This window comes from Thiomicrorhabdus xiamenensis, from assembly GCF_013282625.1.
Taxonomy (GTDB): domain Bacteria; phylum Pseudomonadota; class Gammaproteobacteria; order Thiomicrospirales; family Thiomicrospiraceae; genus Thiomicrorhabdus; species Thiomicrorhabdus xiamenensis.
In genome coordinates this window covers 653,137-679,407 of record NZ_CP054020.1, presented here as the reverse complement: position 1 = coordinate 679,407, position 26,271 = coordinate 653,137, and the positions used below count along the sequence as shown (strand labels likewise).

Genomic DNA, 26,271 nt, shown 5'->3' with positions numbered 1-26,271 from the left:
AAAATTTGAAAAGCTTATAATTTAAAAATTCAAACAAATAACTAGTACAACCCTAAAACATTTTAGTCAACCAAGAAAACAATTAAAATCTGCCTAAAACTTCACTCTTTTTCCGTAAAACATGGTTTAGTTAGTGCAATTTACATTCATAATATATATAAAAAACATCATTTTCAGATAGAACTATTAATTTTTAACTCGAACCCTTCAACAAGATGATTATTTACTAGCTTCTCTGCAAATTCTACATTTCGCCTTCTGAAATCCATTAAAAAATTTTGATAATCTTTCACAAATACAGAATTCCTATCATCTTCAATAAAACTTAAACTTTCATAAAGGCTATCACCATCACCTCTTTTTATACTAAAAAGATGATCCTTATTAAAACCAAATGCATTTAACAAACTTATAAATTTGGATGAATATCCAAGAACAGTAACTTTATGACCCGTCAGCAACCCCCAATAGGAAGCATGATAAGAATTCGTTATAATATGATTACAATTTTGTAAAGCGAAAGCTATCTCAGACTCCGTACAGTTATTGAAGAGTACTCGCCACCCTTTTTTCTCTGCCAGAGACTTGTATTTTTCTTTGAAACTATTTGGTGCCACATTAGGATCAGCATTTAAAAATAATAACGTCCCACTTACAGCTGCAGATCGATTAAGCATAGGACTGAGACAACTAACACAAGGAAGAAAATGAGCGTCATCAGTTCTATCAATATCTCGGACCCCCCAAACCCTGTATGGCAATAAATCAGCCCGCGCTTCTTGTTTATTTCTCAGAGATACACCAACTCCCCATAAAACTACATTCTCAGGTTCAAAGCAGTTCAATTTAACTTCATCAACACCATAGTTAGAGAACACTCCCCCCCCGAGAATAATCAAATTATTTTTAGAATTTTTAAACGAAAAGTAATGACGGGGCGAACATAAATGATCACCTATATTAGGAATTTCTGGCTGGTGGTGTCGAAATGTAATTCCATTTTCTTGAGGGAAGCGCTCCAACGTCCCAAACCAGCAGTTAAAAATTCTTTTTATAAATTTCAATACCCAACTCTTTGACATTTTTTAGCTACCATCACACTCAAAAGTTTTATATATTTTTAAATCTTTTCTGAACTATAGACTGTTCTGTATTAATCAGTTTGTCGCGTAAATCATACAACTCTTCCAAAACATAATCTTTGCCTTCCAGAAGCTGTAGAGCTTCGGCATTATTTTTACCTATTCCAATATTCTTTCGTGAAACAGATAGATCAAAGGAAGATTGTTTTCGCGGCGATTGCTCGACATCCAAGAAATTCAGTAACTCTCTCGCTACAAAATCATGGCTGTTAATGAAATCCTCGAATGAGAAAACAATCAAGCTCTCTCTGGTATATTCTTTTGCCATTCTTAAACGGGCCAGATAGTTGTTTTTGGCAATATGCAGGAAACGATCGGCAGGATGCATTTCCTCAGTTCCTTTGAAAGGACGGGATCCGGTGATCGTACTCCTGGTCATCAAGTGTTCTTTCTTCGTCACGATATCGGACCATTGATCAAGGGGATCCCGATGCACAAAAATCAATTTGTATGGATTAAACAGTTCCGGCCAAACCTTGGAATGAAGATCAAACGTTTCATCGTAGAAAAAAGGGTTTTGAAACAGTAAAACCTTGCTTTCCTGATCACTGGGATAAAGCTCCGCTAGTGAAGCCAACCACTTTCTCCACAGATCGAACTCGTCAAAAGAAGCTTTGCTCTTTAAAAGCGCCTGATGCTCGAGCAAAGTTGTTTTAAGCCCTCGATGGAATTCGTACAGGTTTTTATATTCCAAATCCCGTTTACGCTTGAAAAAAAGGCCGCGAACTTTTCTTTTGAACCCTCTCAGCATGCCCTTATCACATTGTGAGGCAAGAGCTTTAATAAGCTGTTTTTTTCGTTCCGGATCCTGCTCCGCAAGCAGATCCAAGACTCCGCCCGGCGCGCGCGTTATATTAAACTCACCTTGAATTCGCGCCACCTGATCAATACTATCCAGCCATTCGACAATGGCGCCGTTGCCTACATTCCAACCGCCGATATTGATTGCATTGATCATCTTTTCACTATGCCCGTTAAGTTTTTAAAGTAATGGGAACCGTCGATTCAGTCTTTCAATAGTCAAATCGTTCTGATTTTCTGACTGAAGGTTATTAGCGGTCCGCCAAAGCGACTGCGCCTGAGTTCCTTTCCAAGTAACATATTTCTTAGCCGGCCCTATTTTTCGAACCTGATAACCATTAATTCGGATCATCCAGTAAAACCAAAGATCATCGGAATAAGGCGCAAAAGACATATAGTCTTCCGTCAAAACACGCTCATCCATACACTGAGGCGGATAAAGCACGCCTCCAACGCCGGTGAATAAAATTTTGTCGGATGCCGGACCACCATCAATATTAAAATCCCACTCAATATAAGGCTTCACCCGACCGTCCGCATTGAATGTCATCCGGTTGGCCCTGTAACAAAGAATTTCTTTTGTCTCAGGCTGGTATTCTCGTTCAAGTCCCTGTAGCAAGTCTCGAGGGTAGTAGACATCGTCATCAACGGTAACATGGAACGCATCCGGAAATTCATTCAGCGCCGGAACCAGTTTTTTGTAGGAACGTATATCCTTTTCGACCGATTTGATTGACAGACCATCTTTTTGCAGCGCCAATACCGATTGCGGTAATTGCTCAATATCCTCGGCATACAGCCATAGAACGACGTCATCCGGTTTGACTCTTTGCAATAACAATGCCTTGAGCGTGAGGTGCAAAGTCTTGAATCGCGGAGGAAAAGAAGTCAGGTTAATGATCAGAGGTCGTGCAAACCGATGCTTTCGATTTGCCAGAAAAGATCGAAAAAACCACTGAATTTGAACCAATAAAACGTAAAACAACCTTTTTACCATCAAACTGATCCTTCAGCTTTATCGTTAGCCAATTTTGCCATCGTATCCTGTTTAAGAATACGCATCCATAATGCACGGAAATGCGCTTCATCCAACTCATCAAACCGACGCCAATCGCCCGGAATGTAATAGACTTCATCAAGAAAACGGAAAAACGCCTCCTTGGCTGATAGATTAAAAGGCAGCGTAACCGCAGAATCAATCGCCGACTTTAACGTCAATGGGTTTGTGGCGACAAAACTCAGCCCTTCAATTCCATACAACGCATTTCCAACAACGACGACATTTTTATTCATTTGCAATGCTTCAAGCCCAACCGTTGAGTTAATGGTCACTACAGCCGATGCGTCTTTAATATAGGTCGCAACATCGCCGCTGCCGACGAACTCAAACCCTTTATGCTGAAAATCCTTGCTTGAGGTTCTTGCCTTAGGGTGCTCTTTAACCAAGACCTTCCAGCCTTTTTCGATATAAGGACCAAAAACCTCAGCAACTGCTTCCAGCAAAGCAATATTGCCTTTCACCCACGTCGTCTGCAGAACCACCTGGGTATCGGATTCGACCTGTAGAGGAACAAAAATATACGGCTGAGAAACGCTTTCTGCTTCTACCGCTTCTTCGTCTACCCGGCTATTCGAATTATCGCTCGCATACTGCAAATAAAAATCGATATTTCTCGGCAAGCTGTTCCAAGCATTCACGCCCTTATTATCCGCCGTGGTCGTATCCGGTAAACCGCCGTTTTCGAAATAGGTCACCTGCATACCGCAATCGATAGCGGCTTTAGCCACCGTAGAATAAGGCGGTTTTTGACCATTCCATACCCCTAGATAATCGCACTGCTGTTGCATGAAAAGGCTTTTAAAATAATAATACCGAACGGTTTCCGCATAGGCGTTTACAGCCAAAAGCAACGCGGACAGTGGTTTGAATTTATTCAGGGTCGGATAATTAATGACTTGCCGGCGGGCATGAACATCTTCAAACCCAAGTGGCTTAGGAAAATGCAACAAACTTTTCAGTAAAGTGAAATTAGGTCTGATCCCCGGAATAACACTCGCTTCACATTCGTTCGGCGCGCTGTTGGCCAGTAAAGTAAAATAACGTTTTCTTTTTCTGGAAAGACTGATAAAACAAATCTTCATCTAAAGCCTTCTCACAAATGCGCTAGTTGTCCCTAAAGGCCCGGCAAGAATAGACAATCCGATAGCCCAAATTAATGCCTTCTTGCTGGACTCCAAAATATTCTTTACCTGGCCAAATAAAATACGGTCCTTAATACACATAACAACAACCAGAACCCAAAAATTAGTCAATCCAATTGCCCACCAACGGAAATGGTCATGACCTAATGGATAAAGAGCTAAGGGAGAGACAAGAGCTACAAACAGTACGATGTGCCAGTGGAAACGCCCCTCTGTTTCCTGAACTTTCAGCTTCACGCCTTTCCAAACTCTCCACATCAACAAGTAAAACGGCCAAAAAATCAGAATCATCGAAATATGCTTTGCAAAGCGATCCCATGCCAATGAACGCTCAAACGTGGTAGCGATATTTTCTATCAACCCTCTGCCATCCATGATATTTACAGCATATTGACTTACACTCTCCCCATACACTTGGGTTAGACTCTCATACCAAGATACAGGATCTAAATACTGTATCTGCCCATAAGTACCTGCAGCGTAAGTGATATAAACCGTAATAACGGACAAAAGACCTACACTGAACACGCATTTAAAGCGAAAATAAAGCAATAGAGCCAAGGTTGGAAAAAACATAAAAAAGACTGCTTCATGAATCAGAAGCATCACTGCCAGCAACAATCCTGTCAGCAAATGGGCCAAAAAATGGCTTTCTAACTTAAATATTAAAAAAATAGCAATTAAGAATAGGAAATAATTCTGCGTATCAAAGCGGCCGAGATCCACATAAAAATGAGGCATAAAGGCAGAATGCGTCATCAGAAGACAAAAAAACAGCCATAAAACCTTTCTGTCCGGTTCTAAACGCACAATCTGGTAAAAAAGCCCAGCCATCAATACAAATAGAGCCCCAAAACTTAACAGGGAAAATACAGCAACTCTTTCCGGAGTAACTGAAACGCCCGCTAGCCGCCAGATTTCACCCACAAGCCCTCTTTTCAGAAATTCATATTCATAATTAAAAAGGAAGTGAGTAAACCGGAAATCAGAGATTTCGGACTGAACAGAGAAATAAATAAAAAGATAAGCAAATGAAATTAAAAATAAAAATTTCCATTTATCATAATACGTAGCAACAGGCCGACTCAACCACTCAGAAAATTTTGACTTCAATGGTAATTCCTTATTCATAACACACTTAAACACTTACCAAATAGACTAACGCTATCTTATTGACACTACGCCAATCACTTCAGTACCTTTTTCATTCGTTGGCGAAAAGTAATCATTGGCTATTAATGAGACACACCATATATATCAGAGTAAAATAACGTTTTCTTTTTCTGGAAAGACTGACAAAACAAATCTTCACGGATGACCGACCCCAAATTAAACAAACGGCAAGAGTATTCCGCAGTAAACTACTGAAAACTTGTTAGTATAAACTATTTGCCACACTTCACAGCATGGATTACTCTTGGCGCCGCCCATAATAACAGGCACTTTGAGAAACGTGTAAACATGATCGCGTCAATGGCTACAGAACAGATAAAATACAGAGGATTACGGTTCCCTCATGCTCGATAAGCAAACATTACGGCTATACCGACGACTGCTCGGCTACATTTTCCCGTACAAAAAACTGATCGCCGTCACCCTTATTTCATTAATTGTCATCGCGGCAATGGAACCTGCCACGGCGATGATTCTGAAAGACCTGGTCGACGAAAGTCTGATTGCCAAGAATCCGGACTCGTTTCTCTTAATGCCTCTGCTGCTGGCCGGAGTCTTTATTATCAAAGGTGTTGCCGAGTACTTCAGCAAGGTATTCAGCCAGTGGATTGCGCAAAACGCCATTCTCGATATCCGCTCGGCAATGTACCGGAAAATGCAATCTCTGCCCTTCAGCCAATTTCAGTCATATTCGACCGGAAAACTGATGTCGAAAATCACTTATGACGTACCACAGGCAAGCAACGCTCTTTCGACCGCTTGGGTCATTATTATCCGCGACACCCTGACGGTTCTCGCACTCTTCGCCTATCTGCTTTATATCTCGTGGCAACTGACCCTGCTCATGCTGATCATTGGTCCTATTGTCGCCTTTATTATCGACAAAGCCAGTAAATTGATGCGTCAGTCCAGCCGTAACATGCAATCCGATATGGGACAGATGACTCACCAGCTTGAAGAAGGGCTGAACGCCTATCAGGACATTAAAATCTACGGCGCAGAATCTTATGAACAGGAGCGCTTCCAGAATACCGCCCGAAGCCTGCTGAAAAACACCTTGAATGTCACCAAGGTCTCGGCGTTAAACGTCCCCCTGGTTCAGATACTGGCCGCCATTGCGCTCTCCATTGTGGTCTATATTGCCATGCAGATGTCGGCTCAGGACATGTTTACGCCGGGGGAATTGCTTTCCTACATTACCGCTATGGCACTGACCTTCGAACCGATTCGTCGCCTGACCAACATCAATGAAACGGTTCAGAAAGGCATGGCGGCGGCTGAAAGTATTTTCGAACTGCTTGATCAGCCTGACGAAACCAACAACGGCACAACGACTTTGGACGTAATCCGCGGCGAAATACAATTCAAACAGCTCGGTTTCCGCTATCCGAACAGCGAAAACCTAACCTTTGAAAATTTCAACCTGACCATTCCCGCCAAGCAAACCACCGCTCTGGTCGGTCAATCCGGAAGCGGAAAATCAACCATTGCCAACCTGATTGCGCGTTTTTATGAACCAAGCTCAGGCGCAATTACTTTAGACGGCCAACCTCTAAATGAAATTGAACTTAACCACTATCGTGACAACATCGCTTTCGTCAGTCAGAATATTGTGCTTTTCAATGATACGATCGCAGCCAATATCGCCTACGGCCACAGTGACTTTGACCAACAGAGGATTATTGCTGCGGCCCAAAAAGCGCACGCCTGGGAGTTTATCGAAAAGCTGCCTGAGGGTTTAAATACCAATATCGGCGACAACGGCAGTCTTTTATCCGGAGGACAGCGGCAGCGTATCGCTCTGGCACGCGCGTTTCTGAAGGATGCTCCGGTATTGATTATGGACGAGGCCACCTCTGCTCTGGACAATCAAAGCGAGAAAATGATTCAGCAAGCGATGGAAGAATTACGCCAGAACCGTACTGTAATTATTATCGCGCACCGCCTCAGCACCATTGAAAACGCCGATCAAATTGTCGTTCTGGAGCACGGAAAGCTGATTGAATGCGGTAGTCACCAGCAGCTTCTGACTGAAAACGGGCTCTATTCCAGCCTTTACCAACAAGGAGATTTGGAAGATGGCCAAAAAGATTAAAACGCCATCCAAATTTCAGGCCGCCTTTTACCACCCGAAATACTGGGGAATCTGGCTTGGCGTAGGCATTTTACGTTTACTGGGCCTGCTGCCATACCAGTATAAATTTAAAGTCGGCAGAGTACTTGGCAAGCTGATGTATCAGCTGGCCTTCAAACGCCGGAAAATCGCACTGAAAAACATCAGAATCGCCTTCCCCGAAAAAAAACCTGCTGAGCAGAAAGCCCTTTTAAAAGCACACTTCGTCAGTCTGGGCATGAGCTTCGCGGAAATGGCGCTTATCTGGCATGGCGACCATAAACGCAATCACCAGAAGGCCTTTGAGCGTTCAATTGTCCGCTATAAAGGCGAGCAAAACTTATTCAATGCTATTAAGCAAGAGCATGGCGTTCTAATTCTGGCTCCGCACTTTACCACCCTAGAAGTCACAGGCCTGTTTGTCTCCTTTTTAACCAACTACCATGCCGTCTACCGCCCGCACGACAATCCTTTTATGGACTACCTGATCGCCGAAGGACGCAGTATTGAATTCGCCAGTGGTGAAAGAGTTGAACCTGTATCAAACGCTAACACCCGCCTAATGCTCAAGGTATTGAAAAAAGGCGGAGCAATGACATTCTTACCCGATCAAAAATATCGCTCCAAAGGTTCCATCATGGTGCCCTTGTTCGGTAAAGAGTGCCCAAGCAATCCGGCCACATCCAAAATCGCCAAATTAACCGGTTGTGCCGTGGTGCCGACTTTTACCCGTCGAATCGAAGACGACTCAGGCATTCACTACGAAGTCACCTTTTTACCCGCGCTGGACAACTTTCCAAGCGGAGACGATTATCAGGATACTTTACGTCTGCATCACCTCTATGAAGACGCCGTACGGCAGGCTCCCGAACAATACCTGTGGGTGCATAACCGCTGGGATTTAAAACTGTAACTTTCGTTAAATACAAAAAAACCGCCATACGGCGGTTTTTCTTATCCTTCAGAACACAACTTAATGTCCCGCAGGGGCACTCGGATCAAAATCCGTCAAGATGTAATCTGCTCCGCAATAAGGACATTTCGCCTTACCGGTTTTTTCGATCGGCAGATAGACACGAGGGTGCGAATTCCATTTACTCATCTCCGGAGTCGGACAGTGCAATGGAAGATCTTTGTGCGTTACTTCATACTGCTTTTGGCTATTGGTTGAGTTTGATGACATCTGGCTCTCCTTTTTTAGCCTGAATTAAGCGACTGGCGTCAACCAATCCATATGAGATGGTGAACGGCCGTGAACAATATCAAAATACTGCGACTGCAGCTTTTCGGTAATTGGACCACGCGACCCACGACCGATCGGACGGTTATCCAATTCGCGGATAGGCGTTACTTCTGCCGCAGTACCGGTAAAGAAGGCTTCATCCGCGATATAAACTTCATCGCGGGTAATGCGTTTTTCACGCACTTCCAAGCCATTTTCCTTGGCCAACTGCATAATGGTTTTACGGGTAATACCATCCAGGCACGAGGTCAGTTCAGGCGTGTAAAGGATACCATCCTTAACCATAAAGAAGTTTTCACCGGAGCCTTCAGATACGTAGCCGTCAACATCCAATAGCAGCGCTTCGTCGCAACCATGCGCAACAGCTTCCTGCAAAGCAAGCATCGAGTTCATGTACTGACCGTTTGATTTCGCTTTGGTCATAGTAACGTTGACATGGTGACGCGTGTACGAAGAGGTCGCAATCTTAATGCCTTTGGTCAGGTTCTCTTCACCCATGTAGGCGCCCCATTCCCAAGCAGCGACCATAACATGCACTTTCAGATTATCCGCACGCAACCCCATACCTTCGGAACCGTAAAAAGCCATTGGTCGAATATAAGCCGATTTCAAATTATTTTCACGAACGGCCATGCGCTGAGCTTCATCAAGTACCTCTTTATCGAACGGCATAGGCATGTTCATGATTTTGGCAGAATTAATCAGGCGCTGTGTATGAGCGTCCAAACGGAAAATAGAAGTCCCCTGCTCCGCGTCATAGGCTCGGACACCTTCAAAGACACCCATACCGTAATGAAGCGTATGCGTTAAGACGTGAACTTTCGCCTCACGCCAAGGAACCATTTCTCCGTCCAGCCAGATCAGGCCGTCTCTATCTGCCATTGTTTGCATTGAATTCTTACTCCAAAAAACAGTGAATTGCGATGACGGAAACACCGTCCCGCCAATATTGAAAATATGACCAAGTATTTTAACGAATATAAGGAAATGGTGTATAAATAATTTTCCACTCGCAGAAAAATTGCTACAACAAAATATTGTTAAACATCAATTCCTTAGACTTAAAAAAAGAAAAACACAGCCAATAACTTGAAATTTACTCTCCAACAGATAAAATCATCTATTTGCTGTTCCGACAACACAACGGATTCAACAAGAAAAGCAACCATATTTGGAATGTATTTTTGAACCGAGTTTCAACGCCGGGCTTTTATTAAGAGAAGTCCTTGCACCTGAAATCGTTGAAAAATGCCTTTCACGGTTGCTTTTTTTATTTATGCAGCGCGCGAATCGCAACGAATTAGATAACAAAAACAGAACTTAAATGGCGTCACCCGGCACCCAATAGCAAAAACACAGTGCCGGAGAACAAGAGAAAGGAAACCTCGATGTCAAAACTAATGAACACCTATGCCCGTCTACCGGTTAGCTTTGTCAAAGGACAAGGGGCATTACTACAGGATACGGAAGGGAAAAGCTATCTTGATGCGGTCAGCGGCATCGCCGTCTGCAGCTTGGGACATGCTCACCCGGCAATCGCCGAAGCAATCTGTGAACAGAGCCAGACACTTCTGCATACATCCAACCTGTATCAGATCGATAAACAGCAACAACTCGCCGAAAAGCTATGCGACCTATCAGGAATGGAGCAGGTTTTCTTCTGCAACTCCGGGGCCGAGGCGAATGAAGCGTCGATTAAAATTGCCCGCAAATACGCCAACCAAAAAGGGATTAAACACCCTAAAATCATCGTCATGGAAAACAGTTTTCACGGACGTACCCTGGCGACCTTAAGCGCAACCGGCAACCCGAAAGTTCATGAGGGCTTTTACCCGCTGGTCGAAGGTTTTGAGCGTGTACCTTTCGACAATATCGGCGCAGTCGAAGCTCTGGAACAAGATTCGGATATCGTCGCCATTCTGGTTGAGCCTGTACAAGGGGAAGGCGGTGTTCACGTTCCACAAGCCGGCTACCTGAAAACCTTACGGGAAATCTGCGACCGAAACGACTGGCTGCTAATGATTGATGAAATCCAGACCGGCATTGGCCGTACCGGAAAATGGTTTGCCTATCAGCATGACGACATTATCCCGGACGTCCTCAGCCTCGCCAAAGCCTTAGGAAACGGCATGCCTATCGGCGCGACTCTGGCGGCTAAAAAAGCCACCGACATTCTGGTACCCGGAAATCACGGCACGACTTTTGGCGGCAACCTGCTGGCCTGTTCTGCCGCCGCTGCGGTAATCAATACACTGGAAGTTCACAACTATATCGAGCACGTTGCGCAAAAAGGCGAACAACTGCTTCAGGACTTCATAGAGGCGTTCACGGACATTGATGCCGTTGTCAATATTCGCGGTAAAGGTTATATGATCGGCATCCAATTAAACCAACCCTGCGGAGAACTGGTTTCCCAAGCGCTGGAAAAAGGCGTATTGATTAATGTTACCCGCGGAGACACGATTCGTCTGCTGCCGCCATTTGTCATGACACAAGAGCAAACACAACAGTTAATCACCGTTGTCAGCCAGCTTGTCAAAGACTTTACTCAAACAAATTAACAACTAAAAAAATTTATTATGACTGTAAGACACTTTTTGACCTTAAAGGACTTAAGCAAAGACGAGTTGCAGATTGTACTGCAGCGCGGAATTGAACTTAAGAAACGCCAGAAGGATGGTGAAATCTACGAGCCTCTGAAGAATCAGACACTGGCGATGATTTTTGAAAAATCCTCGACACGTACCCGACTCTCTTTTGAGATCGGCATGACTCAACTGGGTGGACATGCGATTTTTCTGTCACCGCGTGACAGTCAACTTGGTCGCGGTGAACCGATCGAAGATTCTGCACGCGTCATCTCCAGCATGGCTGACGCTATTATGATCCGTACCTTCGGGCATGAGATCATCGAAAACATGGCGGAATACTCTAAAGTGCCGATCATCAATGCACTGACCGATGATTTTCATCCATGTCAGCTACTGGCGGACATGCAGACTTATTACGAGCACCGCGGTAGCATCGCTGGCAAAACCGTAGCCTGGATTGGAGACGGTAATAACATGTGCCACTCCTATATCAATGCAGCCGAACAATACGACTTCAAACTGCGTATCGCCTGCCCAGAAGGCTACGATCCGAATCCGGAACTGGTTGAACAGCACGCCGATCGCGTCGAAATCGTCCGCAACAGCAAAGACGCTGCAGCCAATGCCGATCTCATCGTAACCGACGTCTGGGCCAGTATGGGACAGGAAGAAGAACAGCGCTTGCGCGAAAAGGCCTTTGCCGACTATCAGGTGAACGAAGAACTAATGGCCTGCGCCAAAGATACCGCCCTGTTCATGCATTGCCTGCCAGCGCATCGCGGAGAAGAAGTCACCGCAGAGGTGATCGACGGCAAACAATCCGTCATCTGGGACGAAGCCGAAAATCGCCTGCATGCACAAAAGGCGTTGCTGGAATTCCTAATGGCTAAATCCTAAGCCATTACGCATTTCATCAGCCATAAAAAAACCCGCTTAAAGCGGGTTTTTTTATGCCAGTCATCGATTAATTCGCTGGGTCTGTCACCGTAATATAGGTTGTAGATTTTTTACCTGATGGAGAAGTCACCACCAACTCAACAGTGCCAACTTCTGTTGTAGCATTATCGGGACTTGAAGCAAGCACCATAAAGAATTCGACCGCTCCAAGCTGATTATCAACGGTATCAACCGGAATCTCCGAAAGATCACCAATATCAGAGGTTACCTCAATGCTGGATCCGGTGGCAGGAGATTGACGGATCGCCGCCGTACAAGCCACATCATCTGGATCTATCGCGTCAACACGAACATAAGGCAGCGGAGTCACAGGATCCTGCATTCCATTCCCTGTACCATCGTGACACAAAGCCGCACTGTCTTCGGCCATCACCCAGAGAACAGCAAAATCAGCACCCGTTCCAAAAGTGATATTGGATGAACAACTACCATCGGTTTTCAGCTTGCCATTTCCATCCAAACAGCTTCCCGCCGTGGTCGACAACAAATGTGGTGTAGCAAACGAATCAGCCATAATCAAAGTAGCCTGCGCACGAACATTGGTTAAAGTTGTTTGCGGATCGACAACACAGTCAGTGGTATGCTCACAAGGAACGCCGTTGAAAGCTCCGTCCTCGTGATCAAATACCTGATTACTGTTGTAATCGATAAAGCGCTCATCTCGGGCAAAATCATTAACAAAGGCTTCCGTTGCCGTTGCATCAAAATGTCCGCTTTCATCATCATCGCGATAAGCTTCTTTCATATCATCAAAAACATCGCCATCGTTAAAGATGCCATCTGCATTTCGATCATAATAACTCTCATGCCCGATAGCATAGGCAATAATCTGTACACGATGATCAGCTGGACGAGGGTTCTGACTTGTCCAAGTCACCGAACACTCGCTGTCTGATGTTACGCATGAACCGTCAGAACCAGCATCCCCGATACGTCCGCCTTCGGTTGTAAAATTCACCACAGTCCCGTCCGGTACAGGATTGTTGTTTCGATCAGCCAAACGAATGGTTACCGGAACTGTAACCCCGTCTATCCCAAGAGACTCTGGAGCAAATGTCTCTAGAGACAGGCTCATACTATTCTGATCCGGAATACCGGTTGTGACCGTCAGTAAGTCAGATTGTACGAATACCACCTCACCACTATCCAGCGTCATTGTCGCAGTAACACGAACCGGTGTCGCAATAGTTCCGGCCTGAACGGTAGTCGAAACCTCTCCCGCAGCATTTGAAACTGCTTCAAGAGCTGACAATGACAAACCACCTACTTCAGTCGTCAAGCCAAATTCAATTGTGGCTCCCTGCACAGGATTCCCTGCATCATCGACAACTTTAAAACTGACTTGAGCCGTTTCTCCATAGCCATAACCACCTGTCCCTTTTAGGGACATAATAATAGGCGTTGACGGCGCAATGAACTGAATAGATGCTGCAGGCGGCACTTCACCCTCGCCAACAGTGCCGGTTGCCACGAATTCATAATTTACCTTTGCGCTATAGCCGGTCTCGGAAGAAGCCGTAAAAGTGCCCGGTGCCGTGCCCACCGTCAAGCTTTCAGGTGCATTAATATCAATCGAAGCTTCACCATTCGCATCCGTCAAAAGCTGGTTTTGAACCAAAGAACCGGAAGTTGCAGACACATTCACAATTGATTGAGGAACAGGATCTCCGTTGGAATCCAACAAAAGAATATTGACTCTGAAATCTTCAGTCGATGAAAATGACTCCTCACCGGTTGATGCAACTGTCAAAGTTAAATTAATACCGGCAGAGTTGGTAATTGTCGTTCCACCGGAAGAGCCGTTATCAATAACAACATAGCTGATAGAAGCGCTATCACCCGTAGCGGCAGATGCTGTCAGCGACCCCGCTTCTCCAGTCGCAGGAGCTGACAGTGTCACCATAGCCTCACCATTGGATCCGGTCACAACACTACTGTCAGATAAAGTTCCGGAAGAAGCTTCAAGAACAACAGCCACATTTGAAATAGGAAAACCTTCTTCATCGAGAAGAAGTAGATAGACATCTGCAGTGCCTCCGGCAGGAATATCCGTAGTTTCAACCGAGTCAACGGTCATTTTGGCATTCAGCCCAACCACTGGAGACTCAAAATTATCAGAACTCCCCGGCCCTCCACACCCGGTTAACAACGCAATCCAGAAAGCCAATAAGAGACCGGAGACTGACATTTTCATGAGACTATACCTCTTTTCTTGAAATAAATGCTTGGGCGAGCGTGCCCGAATCTAAGTATTCTAATTCGCCGCCCAGAGGAATTCCCTGAGCCAGACGAGACACCTTGATCCCACTGTTTTTAGCCATCTGCTGCAAATAATGCGCCGTGGCCTCTCCTTCTACCGTCGGGTTGGTGGCAATGATCATCTCATCAATCCCACCGCTCTGTAGACGCTCTTCCAGTTGTGGCAGAGCGATTTCATCGGGTCCTATGCCGTCAATAGGGGACAAACGCCCCATCAAGACAAAATAAACCCCTTTAAAAATCCCTGACTGTTCAATAACCGCGATATCCGCGGGAGATTCGACAACACAGATTTCGGAACGAATACGTTTGTGCGATGCGCATATCGGACAAAACTCGGTTTCCGAAAACGTCCGACACTCTTTACAGTGCCCGACATTTTCCATTGCCGTTTCCAGAGCTTTGGCCAAACGTAAACCGCCTTTTCGGTCACGCTCTAAAAGATGATATGCCATGCGTTGAGCAGATTTTGCGCCAACACCGGGTAGAACCTTCAATGTTGCAATTAAATCATCAATTAAAGGCGTTTGCATTGATCTTCCTTATCAAAAAGGCATTTTCATGCCAGGGGGCAAGTTGACACCCGCGGTCAAGGAGCCCATCTTTTCCTGAGACTTCTCTTCAACCATACGGCTTGCACTATTGACCGCAGCGGCGACAAGATCTTCAAGCATTTCACGGTCATCCATCAGGGAATCATCCAATTCAACCTTCACCAACTCGTGCTTTCCGGTCATGATAACTTTAACCAGGCCACCGCCCGCTTCGCCGGAGACTTCCATTTTGGCGATTTCTTCCTGCGCTTTCTGCATATTTTCCTGCATTTCCTGCGCCTGCTTCATTAGGTTACCTAAACCACCTTTACCACCAAACATTTTTCACCTCTCAAACAATATAAATTAAACACATTACAAAGGTTTTACCGAATCCGGCAACACCTGTAAATTCAACAAAGACATTAAATTATGCAAAACAGGGTCTTGAGCAATCGCGTTTTCCGCCTGCTTCTGCCGCTCTTCAATTCGTCTCGCCTCAAGCTGCCGAGGCGTAAGCTGCTCACGATCAAACATCGAGCCGTCCAGAACCTGTAATTCCAGACCCAACCGACTGCCGACCTCATCATTAAACTGTTGCATGGCGACGTGCTGCCGGGAGAAATCCTGCTCGGGATTGACCGCAATCTGCAACTGGGACGCATCTTTAGAAAGCAGAACCGACTGCGATGCAATTTCCAGCACCATGCCTTTTAACTGCATCCCTTCGATCAGCTCCTGCCATAATTGCATTTTTTCCTGCGCCGAGGCACTAATCTGCACCGCAGGCACACTGCTCATCTCAAAGGCAGTTTCATGCGGATTTGATAAATTCTGCGTATCGTCAGAAGGCATAGAGGCAGACGGCATGTCAAGCGAAGGATCGTTTTGAATTGCAGCATCCGACGAATTTTCTGCATAGGTCGGTTCAAAAGGCGCCGCAGAGCCGAAACCGGCAGCATTATCAGCGAATGACTGGGAAACTTCGTCAAAAGAATGTCCGGCAGAAGGCTCGATAATCGGTTCGTTCACCCACGGCGGAACCTCTGAAAACACATCGACCGGCGCCGACAATTCGGTATGCGACGAAGCAGGTATTTCCGGTTGATTCGAAATCGGGGAAAAATCTGCTTGGTTATCCGCGACAGGAGCAGATCTTTCCATTGCCCCCATCCCCATCTGGGCAACCTGTTTTTCCAAATCCGATTTCGGCTGCTCTACCGGCTCCGCGTTTTGCGGCGCATCAGGCTTTCCCAGCGAATCAAACCCCGCAAGCATCTGCTCCGCCAACGACGGCCCATTCTCTTGCGGCATCTGAACCTCATTCGATTCCGGCACTACCGGTTTTTTAGGTGTAATCTCTTTTCCAACCAGATTACGTGCCGACGACATTTGCGCTACCGCAACCTGAGGATCAAGCGTCTCGAGAACACTCTCCTGCGGATCGACATCCCCGCTGCTAAGCCCAAAGTCCTGCTCGCTTTGCGGCGAGACTTGCTGAGCCGTTTCCGAAGCAACTGGTGCTGCCGAATTGGCGCTTTGCTCAACAGACGGACTTAACACTTGTGCTTTGACTTCAGGGGCTGCGCTCGACTTCTGTTCGGTAAAATTTTGCAAGCCACTCTTCAACGAAGCCAAGGCCGCAGAAGGATCTACCTCGGAAACCGGAGTAACCGTCTCAACAGCCCCCCCATCCTTTACAGCCGAGGTCGCAAGCTGCTGCGGATCAAAAGCAAACATACGCATCAGCCCCATCTCGAAACCGATACGGCTATCCGGAGCCAACTGCATATCCTGCTTGGTCAAAAGGCTGATCTGATAAAGTGTCTGGACTCTTTCGGGACTGAGAGCCTGGGACAGCGCCTGCAAAAGTTCCTGCGGAAGGCTATCGAAATTTGCCGCCTCGCCGAACAATTGGAAATAAGTGATTTCATGCAAGGTTTCACTCAAACTGGCCAACAGAGCATCATAGTCTACACCCATCATCGCCAGTTCCTGCATCACGTCTTTGATTGCAGCGGAGCTATCCTCGGCCAGCGCCTGCAGAATACGTAATACAAATTGTTGATCGACCAGCCCCAGCATGGTTTGCACCGGCTGAAACTCAATCTTACCGGCTCCGTATGCGATCGCCTGATCAAGCAGACTCAAAGCGTCTCGCGCCGAACCATCGGCGCTTTTGGCGATCAATGCCAGAGCGCTCTCTTCATACGGAATATTTTCCTGCTGCAAAATATACTGCAGGTGATTCTGTATCTGCACCTGGGTCAATCGCATCAGATTAAACTGCAGACAGCGGGACAAAACAGTATTCAGAAGCTTATGCGGATCGGTCGTCGCCAGCAGGAATTTAACGTGTTCCGGCGGCTCTTCCAGGGTTTTCAGCAATGCATTGAAACTGCTCTTGGAAAGCATATGCACTTCATCGATCAGATAAACTTTAAAACGCCCTTGAGTCGGCGCGAACTGAACATTTTCGAGAATTTCGCGGGTATCATCCACTTTCGTCTTCGAAGCGGCATCGACCTCAATCAAGTCAATAAAACGCCCTTCATCGATCGAACGACACACTTCACACTGGCCGCAAGGCGTAGAACTGATTCCGGTTTCGCAATTGAGCGCTTTGGCAAATATTCGGGCGATGGTGGTTTTACCGACCCCACGGGTTCCGGTAAAAAGATAAGCGTGGTGCAGGCGCTGCTGATCAAGCGCATTCGCTAAAGCTTGCATGACATGTTGTTGGCCAACCAGCTCGGAAAAGTTTTTCGGACGCCACTTTCTCGCTAAAACGCTATAACTCATGCTTAAACCTTGTTCATGCCTGTAAAGAAAAACCACTGAGGACCGGCGAAAAAGAATGCCAGAATCAGGTCGCAAATTGCCTGCTATTTTACCGTTAAGGCTAACAAAATGGGGAGAAATTCAGATTGGAAATGGAGGCAACCCTGCCCGCCTTACCTCGGCGCACGCATCAGAAGGTACCGTTGCTTCCTTCCGGACCTGGCGGGGTTTCCAACTTAGCGTCGCGAGGGGACGAACAGAGTTACCATATTGAGAATATTCGGATAATAACGAAATAATCAAGAACAAAATTCCGTCTTAAACATCAACAACAGCCACTTGACTGCCGTTTAAGAAAACCGAAGCCGTCGCCGGCGTTTAACACCATAAACCTTCAGTTCCGAATGAGTGTGGGGATTCTAATGGGAACGATCTTTATTGTCAAATCGTCAAAAACCACTCCTGAGGCCTGAAATCTTCAAAACCGCTTGCTGCCGACGCCCACTGCCTCGCGAAAAGAGTCAGACTTAACCGGGTATTCAAGCATAACGACGGCGAAACCAATGCTTGCGGATCATTCGACCATAAAACCATTCAAACAACCCGGCAACGCAAATAAACCCTGCAAAAACCGCTACGGCAATTGGATTACTCAAAACCGTCTGGTAAAGCAATGTAAGCAAAGCAAGCGCACTGATAATTGCGGCTAACAACGTAATGACACCCGACGCGCCGATCTTATTCCTCAGGCGAAAAGCGCCGAAGTTAATAACGGTAAAAATCAATAAAAAACCGGCACTGCCAAGAATTGCGATTTCGGTTAAATCTATGCTATTGGCCAACAACAAACTGATCGCAGCGATCGTCATAACACCGTTCACCGGAATTGCACGCGTTTCATGATCCAACGCCTCTGGCAGCTCCCCTTCCTTGGCAATCAAGTATCCCAAACGCGCGTTACCGTAAATCGTCGCGTTAATTGCCGAAAATGTCGCCAATAATGCCGCCACCGCGACCAACTGAAAACCGACGGTCCCGAGCGCCGGTTCGGCCGCGATTGCCAAGACATAATCTTTCGCGTCGAGTAATTTTTCTTCAGGAACACTGCCGATGGCGATTATTGCAATACCGACATACAGCAGTAGCACACCGACCACCGAAACATAAAAGGCCCGAGGCAAATTGCGTTCCGGCTGCTTGATCTCTTCGGCCGCATTGGAAATCAATTCAAACCCTTCATAAGCGACAAAAATAATCATGCCCGCAATAAAAACATTAAACGCCGGCATCCAGTGCTGCGTCGACAGTCGCTCACCTTCCACTGTCCCGACGCCAAAAACCATAATCAATAACAGCAAAAGCAGCTTAATCGCAACAATCAGCGTTTCCGAACGACTGACAAACCCGCTGCTGATTAAGTTAATCAACATCGGCACCACAATAGCCAGACTGATCAGAAAGTGCGCCAAAAAAGAAGACGGCGACTCGACGAAGGTCAGTCCGTAAGAAGCAAAGGCCTTGGCATAAAGTGCAATAGTCACCAGATAGCACAGCCACAGAAATAGATTCAAACTACCGGAAAGCAGGTTGTGGTTAAAAGCCTGATCGACAAAAAACACCGTGCCGCCGCGACTCTGGAAATACACGCTAAACTTCACATAAGAGTATGCCGTCAGAATGGCAATCACTCCGGCGAAAACAAACGCAAGCGGCGTGGCTCCTCCGGCAAAAGAGATCGCTTCGCCAAGTACCGCAAAAATACCGCCGCCGACCATTCCTCCGACGCCGATGGCAATCGCCCCCAACAACCCGATTGAACGATTCGGCGGTGTTATTTTCGACATGACCGTCCCACGCTATTCAAAAAAACAGTAAACCGTCGTACTTTCGCCGGACAGGCAGAAAAAGAGTCGTCTGGTAAAAGATGACAGCAGTCCTTAATAGTTATAACGATCGCATACCGCTTCTGAACTGTTGCCGTCCTGATCCAGCGACAGCACCGGCAATTGCGGCATAAAACCTTGATCGCGCATCGTTTTCGAACACGCCATCATCTGTTGAAAAGAGTGCGAAGTTTGCGCTTCCCGGCTGAACACCAATGCTTTGGACTGGGCAGCTTCTGTTTTTCCGCTGCGACAAAGATCAAGCAACTCATTCTGCATGCGATTAATTGCAACCTCATACCGATTCTGCTCCAATTCATCGACCTGCCCGATACAATCCTGCATTTTATTCATCGCCAGAGCCATCTGTTTCATACCCGGCTGACTGTAATCGGTTGTATCCACCGCCTGAACGCTTCCGGTAGTCAGCAGACAAGTCGCCGCAAGCATGATCGTATGTTTTCTCATTCTATACCCTTAAAAAATTCCAGACTTTTCATCCTAGCGGAAATCGCGCGGACATTTGCGCATCATAATTCAAGCTTCCTTAAAAAGGTATCGCCAAGCATTACGTACTCATTGAACTTAAAAAACGCCCTCGAAACTGCGACACCAAAACGACAAAACATGGCGGCGTAAGAATTCAAATATTCGACAAACTGAAAAAATCGTTCAAAGCCGATCCGGAAAAGCAGCACTTATGCACCACAATAAAACACAAACAAACCAAAATAAATCAACACGCCTTTCGAAAACACGCTAAAAACCCACTAATTTAAAACTAAGCAATTGATATTAAAAGATTTTTAAAAAGTTAAATTCACTTCTTGCTTAATTAGGTTATTACACTTGTATTAATTCGTAATAACCAACAGCCAACAGCGGAGTACCTCCTATGAAACTAAATGTATTTAAGAAAGCGGCTAAATTTGCTGCGGTTTTGTCTTTAAGTAGCCTTTCCTGGATTGCCAATGCGGCCGAACCTTTGAAAATCGGTTACAGCGACTGGCCTGGCTGGGTAGCCTGGGAAGTTGCGATTGAAAAGAAAATGTTTGAAAAAGAAGGCGTTGACGTTCAATTCGAATGGTTCGACTACGTCGCATCAATGGAAGCTTTCGCAGCCGGTCAGCTGGATGCGGTCGGCATGACCAACGGTGACGCTCTTGTTACCGGCTCTACCGGTGCGCCAAGCGTGATGATTGCCATCAACGACTATTCAAACGGGAACGACATGGTTGTAGCGCAACCTGGCATCTCATCCATTAAAGAATTGAAAGGCAAAAAAATCGGTGTTGAAGTCGGTTTTGTCGGCCATCTTTTACTGCTAACCGCTCTTGAAGAAAACGGCATGAGCGAGTCTGACGTCACTCTGGTTAATGTACCGACCAACGAAACCCCTCAAGTTCTGGCTTCTGGCGAAGTTGACGCAATTGTTGCCTGGCAGCCAAGCTCCGGTCAAGCCCTGAACCTGGTTCCAGGATCATCAGCGGTGTTCACCTCAGCGGACAAACCGGGAATCATTTATGACGGTCTATCCGTCAACCCTGCCAGTCTGGCTTCCCGCGGTGCTGACTGGGAAAAAGTATTGAAAGTCTGGTATCAGGCAGTGGATTACATCAATGATCCTAAAACGCGTAACGACGCTTTGGAAATCATGTCATCCCGCGTTGGCCTGACTGCAGCAGAGTATGCACCTTTCTTGAAAGGTACCAAGCTATTGACTTTGGAAGAAGCAAAAGCGGCTTACAAAAAAGGTTCTGGTCTGGATTCGATCTACGGTTCTTCAAAAATTTCTGATGACTTTAACGTCAATAACAAAGTGTATGACGCGCCTCAGGATGTCGACGCTTACTTTGACGGCAGTCTAACCAACGGTTTGTAAAGTTCAGTAAATACCGTTTCGAAGTAACCCTTCGAATCCTCTAGGACGCAGCAACCTTGCCTAAGGTTGCTGCATTTTATTCTTCACCTGAAAGTGAGTAACCCACAATGCCTTCGACTACGAAAACATTCAGACACGATGATGCACTACTGCCGACTCTATTGGCGACAGGCTATGCGCTGAGCGGCTATCTGGTCGGCGGATACTGGATGTTGATTGACGGCTGGTACTTCAATCTACCGGGGGTCTTGTGGTTTGCCCATTCTATGGTTATTGCCGCCTACCTTATTCATGAGGCGGCCCATCAAAGCGTCTTCCGTAAAAAGCAGGCCAACCGCTGGTACGGCGAATTGCTTTTATGGATTACCGGCAGCAGCTATTCGGACTTTAACGACATCGTCCACAAACACAACCGCCACCATTCGGACCGGGCGGATATCGTCAGTTTCGACTTCCGACCGATTCTGGAAAAACACCCGTTTTTCCTCAAAACCCTGCAAATTCTGGAGTGGGCGTACATTCCCGCTTTGGAAATTCTCATGCACACACTGGTGATCATTTTACCTTTCGTTAAAACAAATCGCCGTCAACGACGTCTGCGCGTTCTGTCGGTCTTAGTCGTACGTCTTGCCCTTTTCGCTTGGCTGGCGTCGATTTCGATTCACTTTCTATGGCTTTATGCGCTGGCGTATCTGCTGTTTTTGACCGTTATGCGCTTTATGGACGTCCATCAGCACACCTACGAAGTTTACGAAACGCTCGACTCGCCGCGCGGCCCGGAAGCTCGCCTAAGAGACCGCGATTTTGAAGAACACAACACTTACTCGAATCTGCTTTCGGTGAAATACCCTTGGATCAATCTGCTGGTTCTGAACTTCTGCTACCACAACGTCCACCATCACCAACAGCTTCAACCCTGGTATCGACTGCCGAAACTGCATAAACAGATGTATGGCGATGATGAGCAGCAGGTTTTGACTTTCCGCCACCTAATCAAAAGCTTCCATAAATACCGGATACCGCGAATTCTCAACGGCGACCCGATCGACCTGCCCGTTAAACATGACGAAGGCGAGAGTTTCATCGGTGTCGACGGAGTCTCTTTTCTGACCGCACACTAACTTGAACGGAGTAACCGCATGACCCAAGTAAAAAAATTCTGGTCGATTCTCACCGGTGAACACACCTACGAGAAAACCCTTTCAACACGTGGCCGCGGCCAGGGAGAAATCATTAAGGCACCGATTCTCGCGTATCTGATTGAAACCGATAACGGACGAATCCTGTTCGATGTCGGCTGCGACTATCAAAAAATCAAGCAGCCGGATCTGCGTGCAAAATATTACGAACACGACGGCTTTCCTTTCGGCCCGCCAGACATGACCGAAGAACAGCGCTTGCCGAATAAACTGCAAATTCTCGGCTTGCAGCCGGAAGATATCGATATGGTATTTTGCAGTCATCTGCATTTCGACCATGCCGGTGGATTGTGCGAATTTTGCGGCGCGGAAGTCCATGTCCATCAGCGAGAGATGAAAGCCGCCAAAGAACCAGCCGACGACGCCTATTTCGCCAGCGATTTCGAGCTGCCGGTAAACTGGAAAATTCAAACCGGCGAATACGAACTGGTGCCCGGCGTCAATGCCATTGAAACCCCGGGCCATACGGCGGGCCACATGTCGATGATGATTGAAATGCCCAAAGGCCCGCCAATCATTCTCGCCGGTGACGCCGCCGATCTGACGGAAAATATTCGCGACGAAGTCGCTCCGGGGCTTTGCTGGCAGGACAACGAAGCGCTGGCAATCGACAGCATCCGTAAGCTGAAATCACTCAGTGAAAAAGAGAAGGCCGACCTTTGGCCGAATCACGACTGGCAGTTCTACCTGAAAACCAATCGTTTTCCTAACTACTTTGAATAAAGAGCCGACTCAGTCATGCAACTGAAAACCTTTAAAACCCTGTGGGGCAATACCCTGCAGATCGAAGACGCCTGCGCCGAAGCAAAAACCGCTGGTTTCGACGGCATCGAAGGCCGGGCTCCCGAGCTTTCTCAAAGTGTCGCATGGCAAGAGGCTCTGCACAGACACCAGTGCGACTATATCGCCGAGATTGTTTCCGGCGGAGATTATGTGCCGGACCGCAGCTGGTCCAGCGAACAGCACTTGGATGACATCAGACGGCAAATCGAACAATCGCTACCGTTCAAGCCGCTTTTCGCCACTTGTATTGTCGGCTGCGACGCCTGGAGCGAACCCGAAGCTATCGAGTTTTTCGAACAGGCGATGCGCCTACAAGAAGAGTTTGGCCTGCAATTAAGTTTCGAAACCCATCGCAGCCGACCAACCTTTAATCCTTGGACAACGCTGCGTATTGCCCAGGCTTTACCGGATCTCAAACTGACTGTCGACATCAGTCACTGGTGCGTGGTGTGCGAAAGACAGATGGATTCGGAAATGGAAACCCTGCTACAACTGATTCCGCAGATCCACCACATCCACGCCCGAATCGGTTACGACCAGGGACCGCAAGTTCCCGATCCGCGCGCTCCTGAATATCAAAGTGCCGTCGAATCCCATCTCGCTTTCTGGCGTCAGATCTGGCTACACCGACAAAAAAACCAGGCCGATACCACCACTATGACGCCGGAGTTTGGTCCGGATGGCTACTGCCATTTACAACCCTACACACAAATGCCGGTGGTTGATCTGTGGGAAATCAATCAATGGATGAACATCCGGGTCAGACAAGCCTATTCGGACTGTCTCGCGACGCCGTAACCCCTTCAGGAAATAAACACTATGCAATCCATCGCTGTTTTCACTTTACTGGGCGCCTCGATTTTATGGGGGTTGACCTGGCTGCCGTTGAAATTCCTGCACGAACAGGGATTCAACGGCATCGCTATCACCTTCTTAGTGTACGTAATTATGTTTGCCGTCACCCTGCCGACAATCTGGCGCTTCCGAAAGCAGATTGCCGGAAACGGCTTGGCATTATTGGGCATCCTGCTTCTCGGCGGCGGCGCTCAGCTGGCATTTAACACCTCGATGATCTTCGGCGATGTTATCCGGGTTATGGTGCTTTTCTATCTGGTTCCTCTATGGGGCGTACTCGGCGGACGACTCTTTCTGAGCGAACGGATTACCCCATTCCGCTGGCTTGGCATGGGCTTTTCCATTATCGGCGCCTTTTTCGTGGTCGGCGGCATGAACGCCTTCTATGCACCACCGAGCTGGATCGATGGTTTGGCCCTGTTATCCGGTTTCCTGTTCGCTATGAACAACATTGTTTTCCGCGCCTCACCGAAGATTCCGATCATGCTCAAACTGAACGTTATGTTTCTGGGCGCAGCAGGCCTCTCAGCGGTGGTTCTGAGCCAGATGGGTGACGAAGTAATACCTCAGGTGTCAACCGGCACTTGGGGAATATTACTAGCTTTTGCGATTTTCTGGATGTTACTGGCCAATCTTGGGACGCAATGGGCGGTCACTCAAATGGAGGCCGGCAAATCTTCGATCATCCTGATTCTCGAACTGGTTACCGCCGTAGTTTCGGCCAGCCTGATTCTCGGTGAAACCATGAGCGGCCTCGAAATGCTCGGCGGCGCCCTGATATTAATCGCAGCCCTGCTGGAAACACTGCCGCAAAAAAGAAAGATGCAAACGCACCAAAATGGCGAAATTTCTGCTCTGTAATAAACATAAGCAACGACAAGCGCGGCACAAAAACAGCCTAAAAATAACTAACTGATTGATAACTCAATAAAAAACCATTATTGAGTTTTCTTTTGCTAAATAAGTATTACTTTTTTTAAAAAAGGTAATACCCAACGGATTCGAGCCGGGCAACTTACGCCAATGCCCCGGAACGGAAAGCCTTTTTAATAATGGGAAATAAATTATGCAGTGGCATCAAATGACCTGGCCGGAAATCGCAGAATACGCCCGAAGCGAAAGCTGTGCGGCTTTACTGCCGATTGGAGCAACCGAACAACATGGCCCGCATCTCGGCTGCGGTATGGATTCGGAAATCGCCGACCAACTGGCAAAAGCGGCAGGAGACCTGACCGATATCGCCGTTCTGCCGACCCTGCCTTACGGTTGTTCCATCGGTCACTCGAAGCGCTGGCCGGGCACCATTGCCCTGCAACCGAAAACGCTGATCGATGTCGTCAAGGAAATCGGCGATTGGGTCGCTTACAGCGGAATCAAGCGACTGTTTATTTTAAACAGCCATGTTTCCAATTTTGCCCCTCTGCGTTGTGCTCTGGAAATGCTGCGTGCCGAACACGACGATTTAATGGTCGCCCTGATTAACTCGGCCACCGTCAGCGAACGCGTCAAGGCACGTCACTTTGAAGATGCCGACGACTGGCACGCCAATGAAGCCGAGACCTCTTTGATGATGGCTTTGGCTCCGGAAATCGTCCGCCCCGAACGCCTTCAGGATTCCGACGATCCGGACAGAACGGAAAACTGCGTTTTCTCGCATCCGGTTAACCGCACCAGTCTCAACGGTGTCACCGGCAAGCCCAGCCTGGCAACCGTCGAAAAAGGCGAAGAGCTCTTTACCTGGATGCAACAGGATCTGGCAAACAAGATTGAACAAGGATTAAAGGAGCAGCCACCGCTGCCTCACAGTTATCACCACCCTCTTAGCGACAGCGAGTGAACCGTCTGTCGACCGAATACACAACGCTACCGAATTA

Annotated in this window: 23 protein-coding genes and 1 other RNA gene; 10 read left to right on the top strand and 14 right to left on the bottom strand. The window is 47.1% G+C overall.

Going from position 1 to position 26,271, the window contains the following annotated elements; all coding sequences use genetic code 11:
• Positions 1 to 173: 173 nt before the first annotated feature.
• The 5 genes from HQN79_RS03145 to HQN79_RS03125 form a co-directional block, all read right to left on the bottom strand.
• The gene (locus HQN79_RS03145; RefSeq protein ID WP_173284242.1) at positions 174 to 1,082 is read right to left on the bottom strand and encodes a hypothetical protein; all 909 of its coding nucleotides are present in this window, start codon (positions 1,080 to 1,082) and stop codon (positions 174 to 176) included.
• A gap of 28 nt (positions 1,083 to 1,110) precedes the next feature.
• The gene (locus HQN79_RS03140; RefSeq protein WP_173284240.1) at positions 1,111 to 2,100 is read right to left on the bottom strand and encodes a hypothetical protein; all 990 of its coding nucleotides are present in this window, start codon (positions 2,098 to 2,100) and stop codon (positions 1,111 to 1,113) included.
• Positions 2,101 to 2,124: 24 nt separating this feature from the next.
• Positions 2,125 to 2,778, bottom strand: coding sequence for a hypothetical protein (locus HQN79_RS03135; protein ID WP_173284238.1), 654 nt, complete (start codon positions 2,776 to 2,778; stop codon positions 2,125 to 2,127).
• Positions 2,779 to 2,939: 161 nt separating this feature from the next.
• On the bottom strand, positions 2,940 to 4,085 hold the full coding sequence (locus HQN79_RS03130) for a capsular polysaccharide export protein, LipB/KpsS family (RefSeq protein ID WP_173284236.1): 1,146 nt from the start codon (positions 4,083 to 4,085) through the stop codon (positions 2,940 to 2,942).
• Positions 4,086 to 5,258 (bottom strand): hypothetical protein, encoded by a 1,173-nt coding sequence (locus HQN79_RS03125; protein ID WP_173284234.1) that lies wholly within the window; start codon positions 5,256 to 5,258, stop codon positions 4,086 to 4,088. It abuts the gene before it with no gap.
• 403 nt (positions 5,259 to 5,661) lie between these two features.
• Between HQN79_RS03125 and msbA the strand changes: the two genes are divergently transcribed.
• Entirely contained in the window at positions 5,662 to 7,413 is a 1,752-nt protein-coding gene (msbA, locus tag HQN79_RS03120) for a lipid A export permease/ATP-binding protein MsbA (protein ID WP_173284232.1), read from the top strand.
• Complete coding sequence (locus HQN79_RS03115; protein WP_173284230.1) at positions 7,397 to 8,344, top strand: lysophospholipid acyltransferase family protein; 948 nt, start codon at positions 7,397 to 7,399, stop codon at positions 8,342 to 8,344. Before msbA ends, HQN79_RS03115 begins: the two co-directional genes overlap by 17 nt.
• 60 nt (positions 8,345 to 8,404) lie before the next feature.
• Here the strand turns inward: HQN79_RS03115 and HQN79_RS03110 are convergent, their stop codons facing one another.
• Both HQN79_RS03110 and HQN79_RS03105 read right to left on the bottom strand, forming a co-directional pair.
• Complete coding sequence (locus tag HQN79_RS03110; protein ID WP_173284229.1) at positions 8,405 to 8,614, bottom strand: zinc-finger domain-containing protein; 210 nt, start codon at positions 8,612 to 8,614, stop codon at positions 8,405 to 8,407.
• Positions 8,615 to 8,638: 24 nt separating this feature from the next.
• Positions 8,639 to 9,565 (bottom strand): branched-chain amino acid transaminase, encoded by a 927-nt coding sequence (locus HQN79_RS03105; protein ID WP_173284228.1) that lies wholly within the window; start codon positions 9,563 to 9,565, stop codon positions 8,639 to 8,641.
• A gap of 497 nt (positions 9,566 to 10,062) precedes the next feature.
• Here HQN79_RS03105 and HQN79_RS03100 point away from each other — a divergent pair, with 497 nt between their 5' ends.
• Together HQN79_RS03100 and argF are read left to right on the top strand one after the other, a co-directional pair.
• A complete protein-coding gene (locus HQN79_RS03100; RefSeq protein ID WP_173284227.1) occupies positions 10,063 to 11,235 on the top strand; it encodes an aspartate aminotransferase family protein in 1,173 nt (390 codons plus the stop codon).
• A gap of 18 nt (positions 11,236 to 11,253) precedes the next feature.
• Positions 11,254 to 12,162 (top strand): ornithine carbamoyltransferase, encoded by a 909-nt coding sequence (gene argF / locus HQN79_RS03095; RefSeq protein WP_173284226.1) that lies wholly within the window; start codon positions 11,254 to 11,256, stop codon positions 12,160 to 12,162.
• A gap of 67 nt (positions 12,163 to 12,229) precedes the next feature.
• Here argF and HQN79_RS03090 read toward each other — a convergent pair whose 3' ends face one another.
• The 7 genes from HQN79_RS03090 to HQN79_RS03060 all read right to left on the bottom strand — a co-directional run bounded on the left by HQN79_RS03090 (position 12,230) and on the right by HQN79_RS03060 (position 20,146).
• Positions 12,230 to 14,416 (bottom strand): Ig-like domain-containing protein, encoded by a 2,187-nt coding sequence (locus tag HQN79_RS03090; RefSeq protein WP_173284225.1) that lies wholly within the window; start codon positions 14,414 to 14,416, stop codon positions 12,230 to 12,232.
• Positions 14,417 to 14,420: 4 nt separating this feature from the next.
• Positions 14,421 to 15,014 carry a recombination mediator RecR gene (gene recR, locus HQN79_RS03085; protein WP_173284224.1) on the bottom strand — a complete coding sequence of 198 codons (594 nt, stop codon included), beginning with the start codon at positions 15,012 to 15,014 and terminating at the stop codon, positions 14,421 to 14,423.
• Between the two features lie 12 nt (positions 15,015 to 15,026).
• Positions 15,027 to 15,356, bottom strand: coding sequence for a YbaB/EbfC family nucleoid-associated protein (locus HQN79_RS03080; protein ID WP_173284223.1), 330 nt, complete (start codon positions 15,354 to 15,356; stop codon positions 15,027 to 15,029).
• A gap of 33 nt (positions 15,357 to 15,389) precedes the next feature.
• Entirely contained in the window at positions 15,390 to 17,816 is a 2,427-nt protein-coding gene (gene dnaX, locus HQN79_RS03075; RefSeq protein WP_173284222.1) for a DNA polymerase III subunit gamma/tau, read from the bottom strand.
• A gap of 141 nt (positions 17,817 to 17,957) precedes the next feature.
• Positions 17,958 to 18,054, bottom strand: an RNA gene (ffs, locus tag HQN79_RS03070) — signal recognition particle sRNA small type.
• A gap of 280 nt (positions 18,055 to 18,334) precedes the next feature.
• The gene (locus HQN79_RS03065; protein WP_173284221.1) at positions 18,335 to 19,639 is read right to left on the bottom strand and encodes an APC family permease; all 1,305 of its coding nucleotides are present in this window, start codon (positions 19,637 to 19,639) and stop codon (positions 18,335 to 18,337) included.
• Positions 19,640 to 19,732: 93 nt separating this feature from the next.
• Entirely contained in the window at positions 19,733 to 20,146 is a 414-nt protein-coding gene (locus HQN79_RS03060) for a hypothetical protein (protein ID WP_173284220.1), read from the bottom strand.
• Positions 20,147 to 20,573: 427 nt separating this feature from the next.
• Here HQN79_RS03060 and HQN79_RS03055 point away from each other — a divergent pair, with 427 nt between their 5' ends.
• From HQN79_RS03055 to HQN79_RS03030, 6 genes are all read left to right on the top strand, one after another.
• Complete coding sequence (locus HQN79_RS03055; protein ID WP_173284219.1) at positions 20,574 to 21,560, top strand: ABC transporter substrate-binding protein; 987 nt, start codon at positions 20,574 to 20,576, stop codon at positions 21,558 to 21,560.
• Positions 21,561 to 21,667: 107 nt separating this feature from the next.
• Positions 21,668 to 22,681 (top strand): fatty acid desaturase, encoded by a 1,014-nt coding sequence (locus HQN79_RS03050; RefSeq protein WP_173284218.1) that lies wholly within the window; start codon positions 21,668 to 21,670, stop codon positions 22,679 to 22,681.
• A gap of 18 nt (positions 22,682 to 22,699) precedes the next feature.
• Positions 22,700 to 23,482 carry an N-acyl homoserine lactonase family protein gene (locus HQN79_RS03045; protein ID WP_173284217.1) on the top strand — a complete coding sequence of 261 codons (783 nt, stop codon included), beginning with the start codon at positions 22,700 to 22,702 and terminating at the stop codon, positions 23,480 to 23,482.
• Positions 23,483 to 23,497: 15 nt separating this feature from the next.
• Positions 23,498 to 24,340, top strand: a complete 843-nt coding sequence (locus HQN79_RS03040) for a sugar phosphate isomerase/epimerase family protein (RefSeq protein WP_173284216.1) — start codon at positions 23,498 to 23,500, stop codon at positions 24,338 to 24,340.
• 21 nt (positions 24,341 to 24,361) lie between these two features.
• The gene (locus tag HQN79_RS03035) at positions 24,362 to 25,258 is read left to right on the top strand and encodes a DMT family transporter (RefSeq protein ID WP_173284215.1); all 897 of its coding nucleotides are present in this window, start codon (positions 24,362 to 24,364) and stop codon (positions 25,256 to 25,258) included.
• Between the two features lie 205 nt (positions 25,259 to 25,463).
• A complete protein-coding gene (locus tag HQN79_RS03030) occupies positions 25,464 to 26,234 on the top strand; it encodes a creatininase family protein (RefSeq protein WP_173284214.1) in 771 nt (256 codons plus the stop codon).
• Positions 26,235 to 26,271 lie beyond the last annotated feature (37 nt).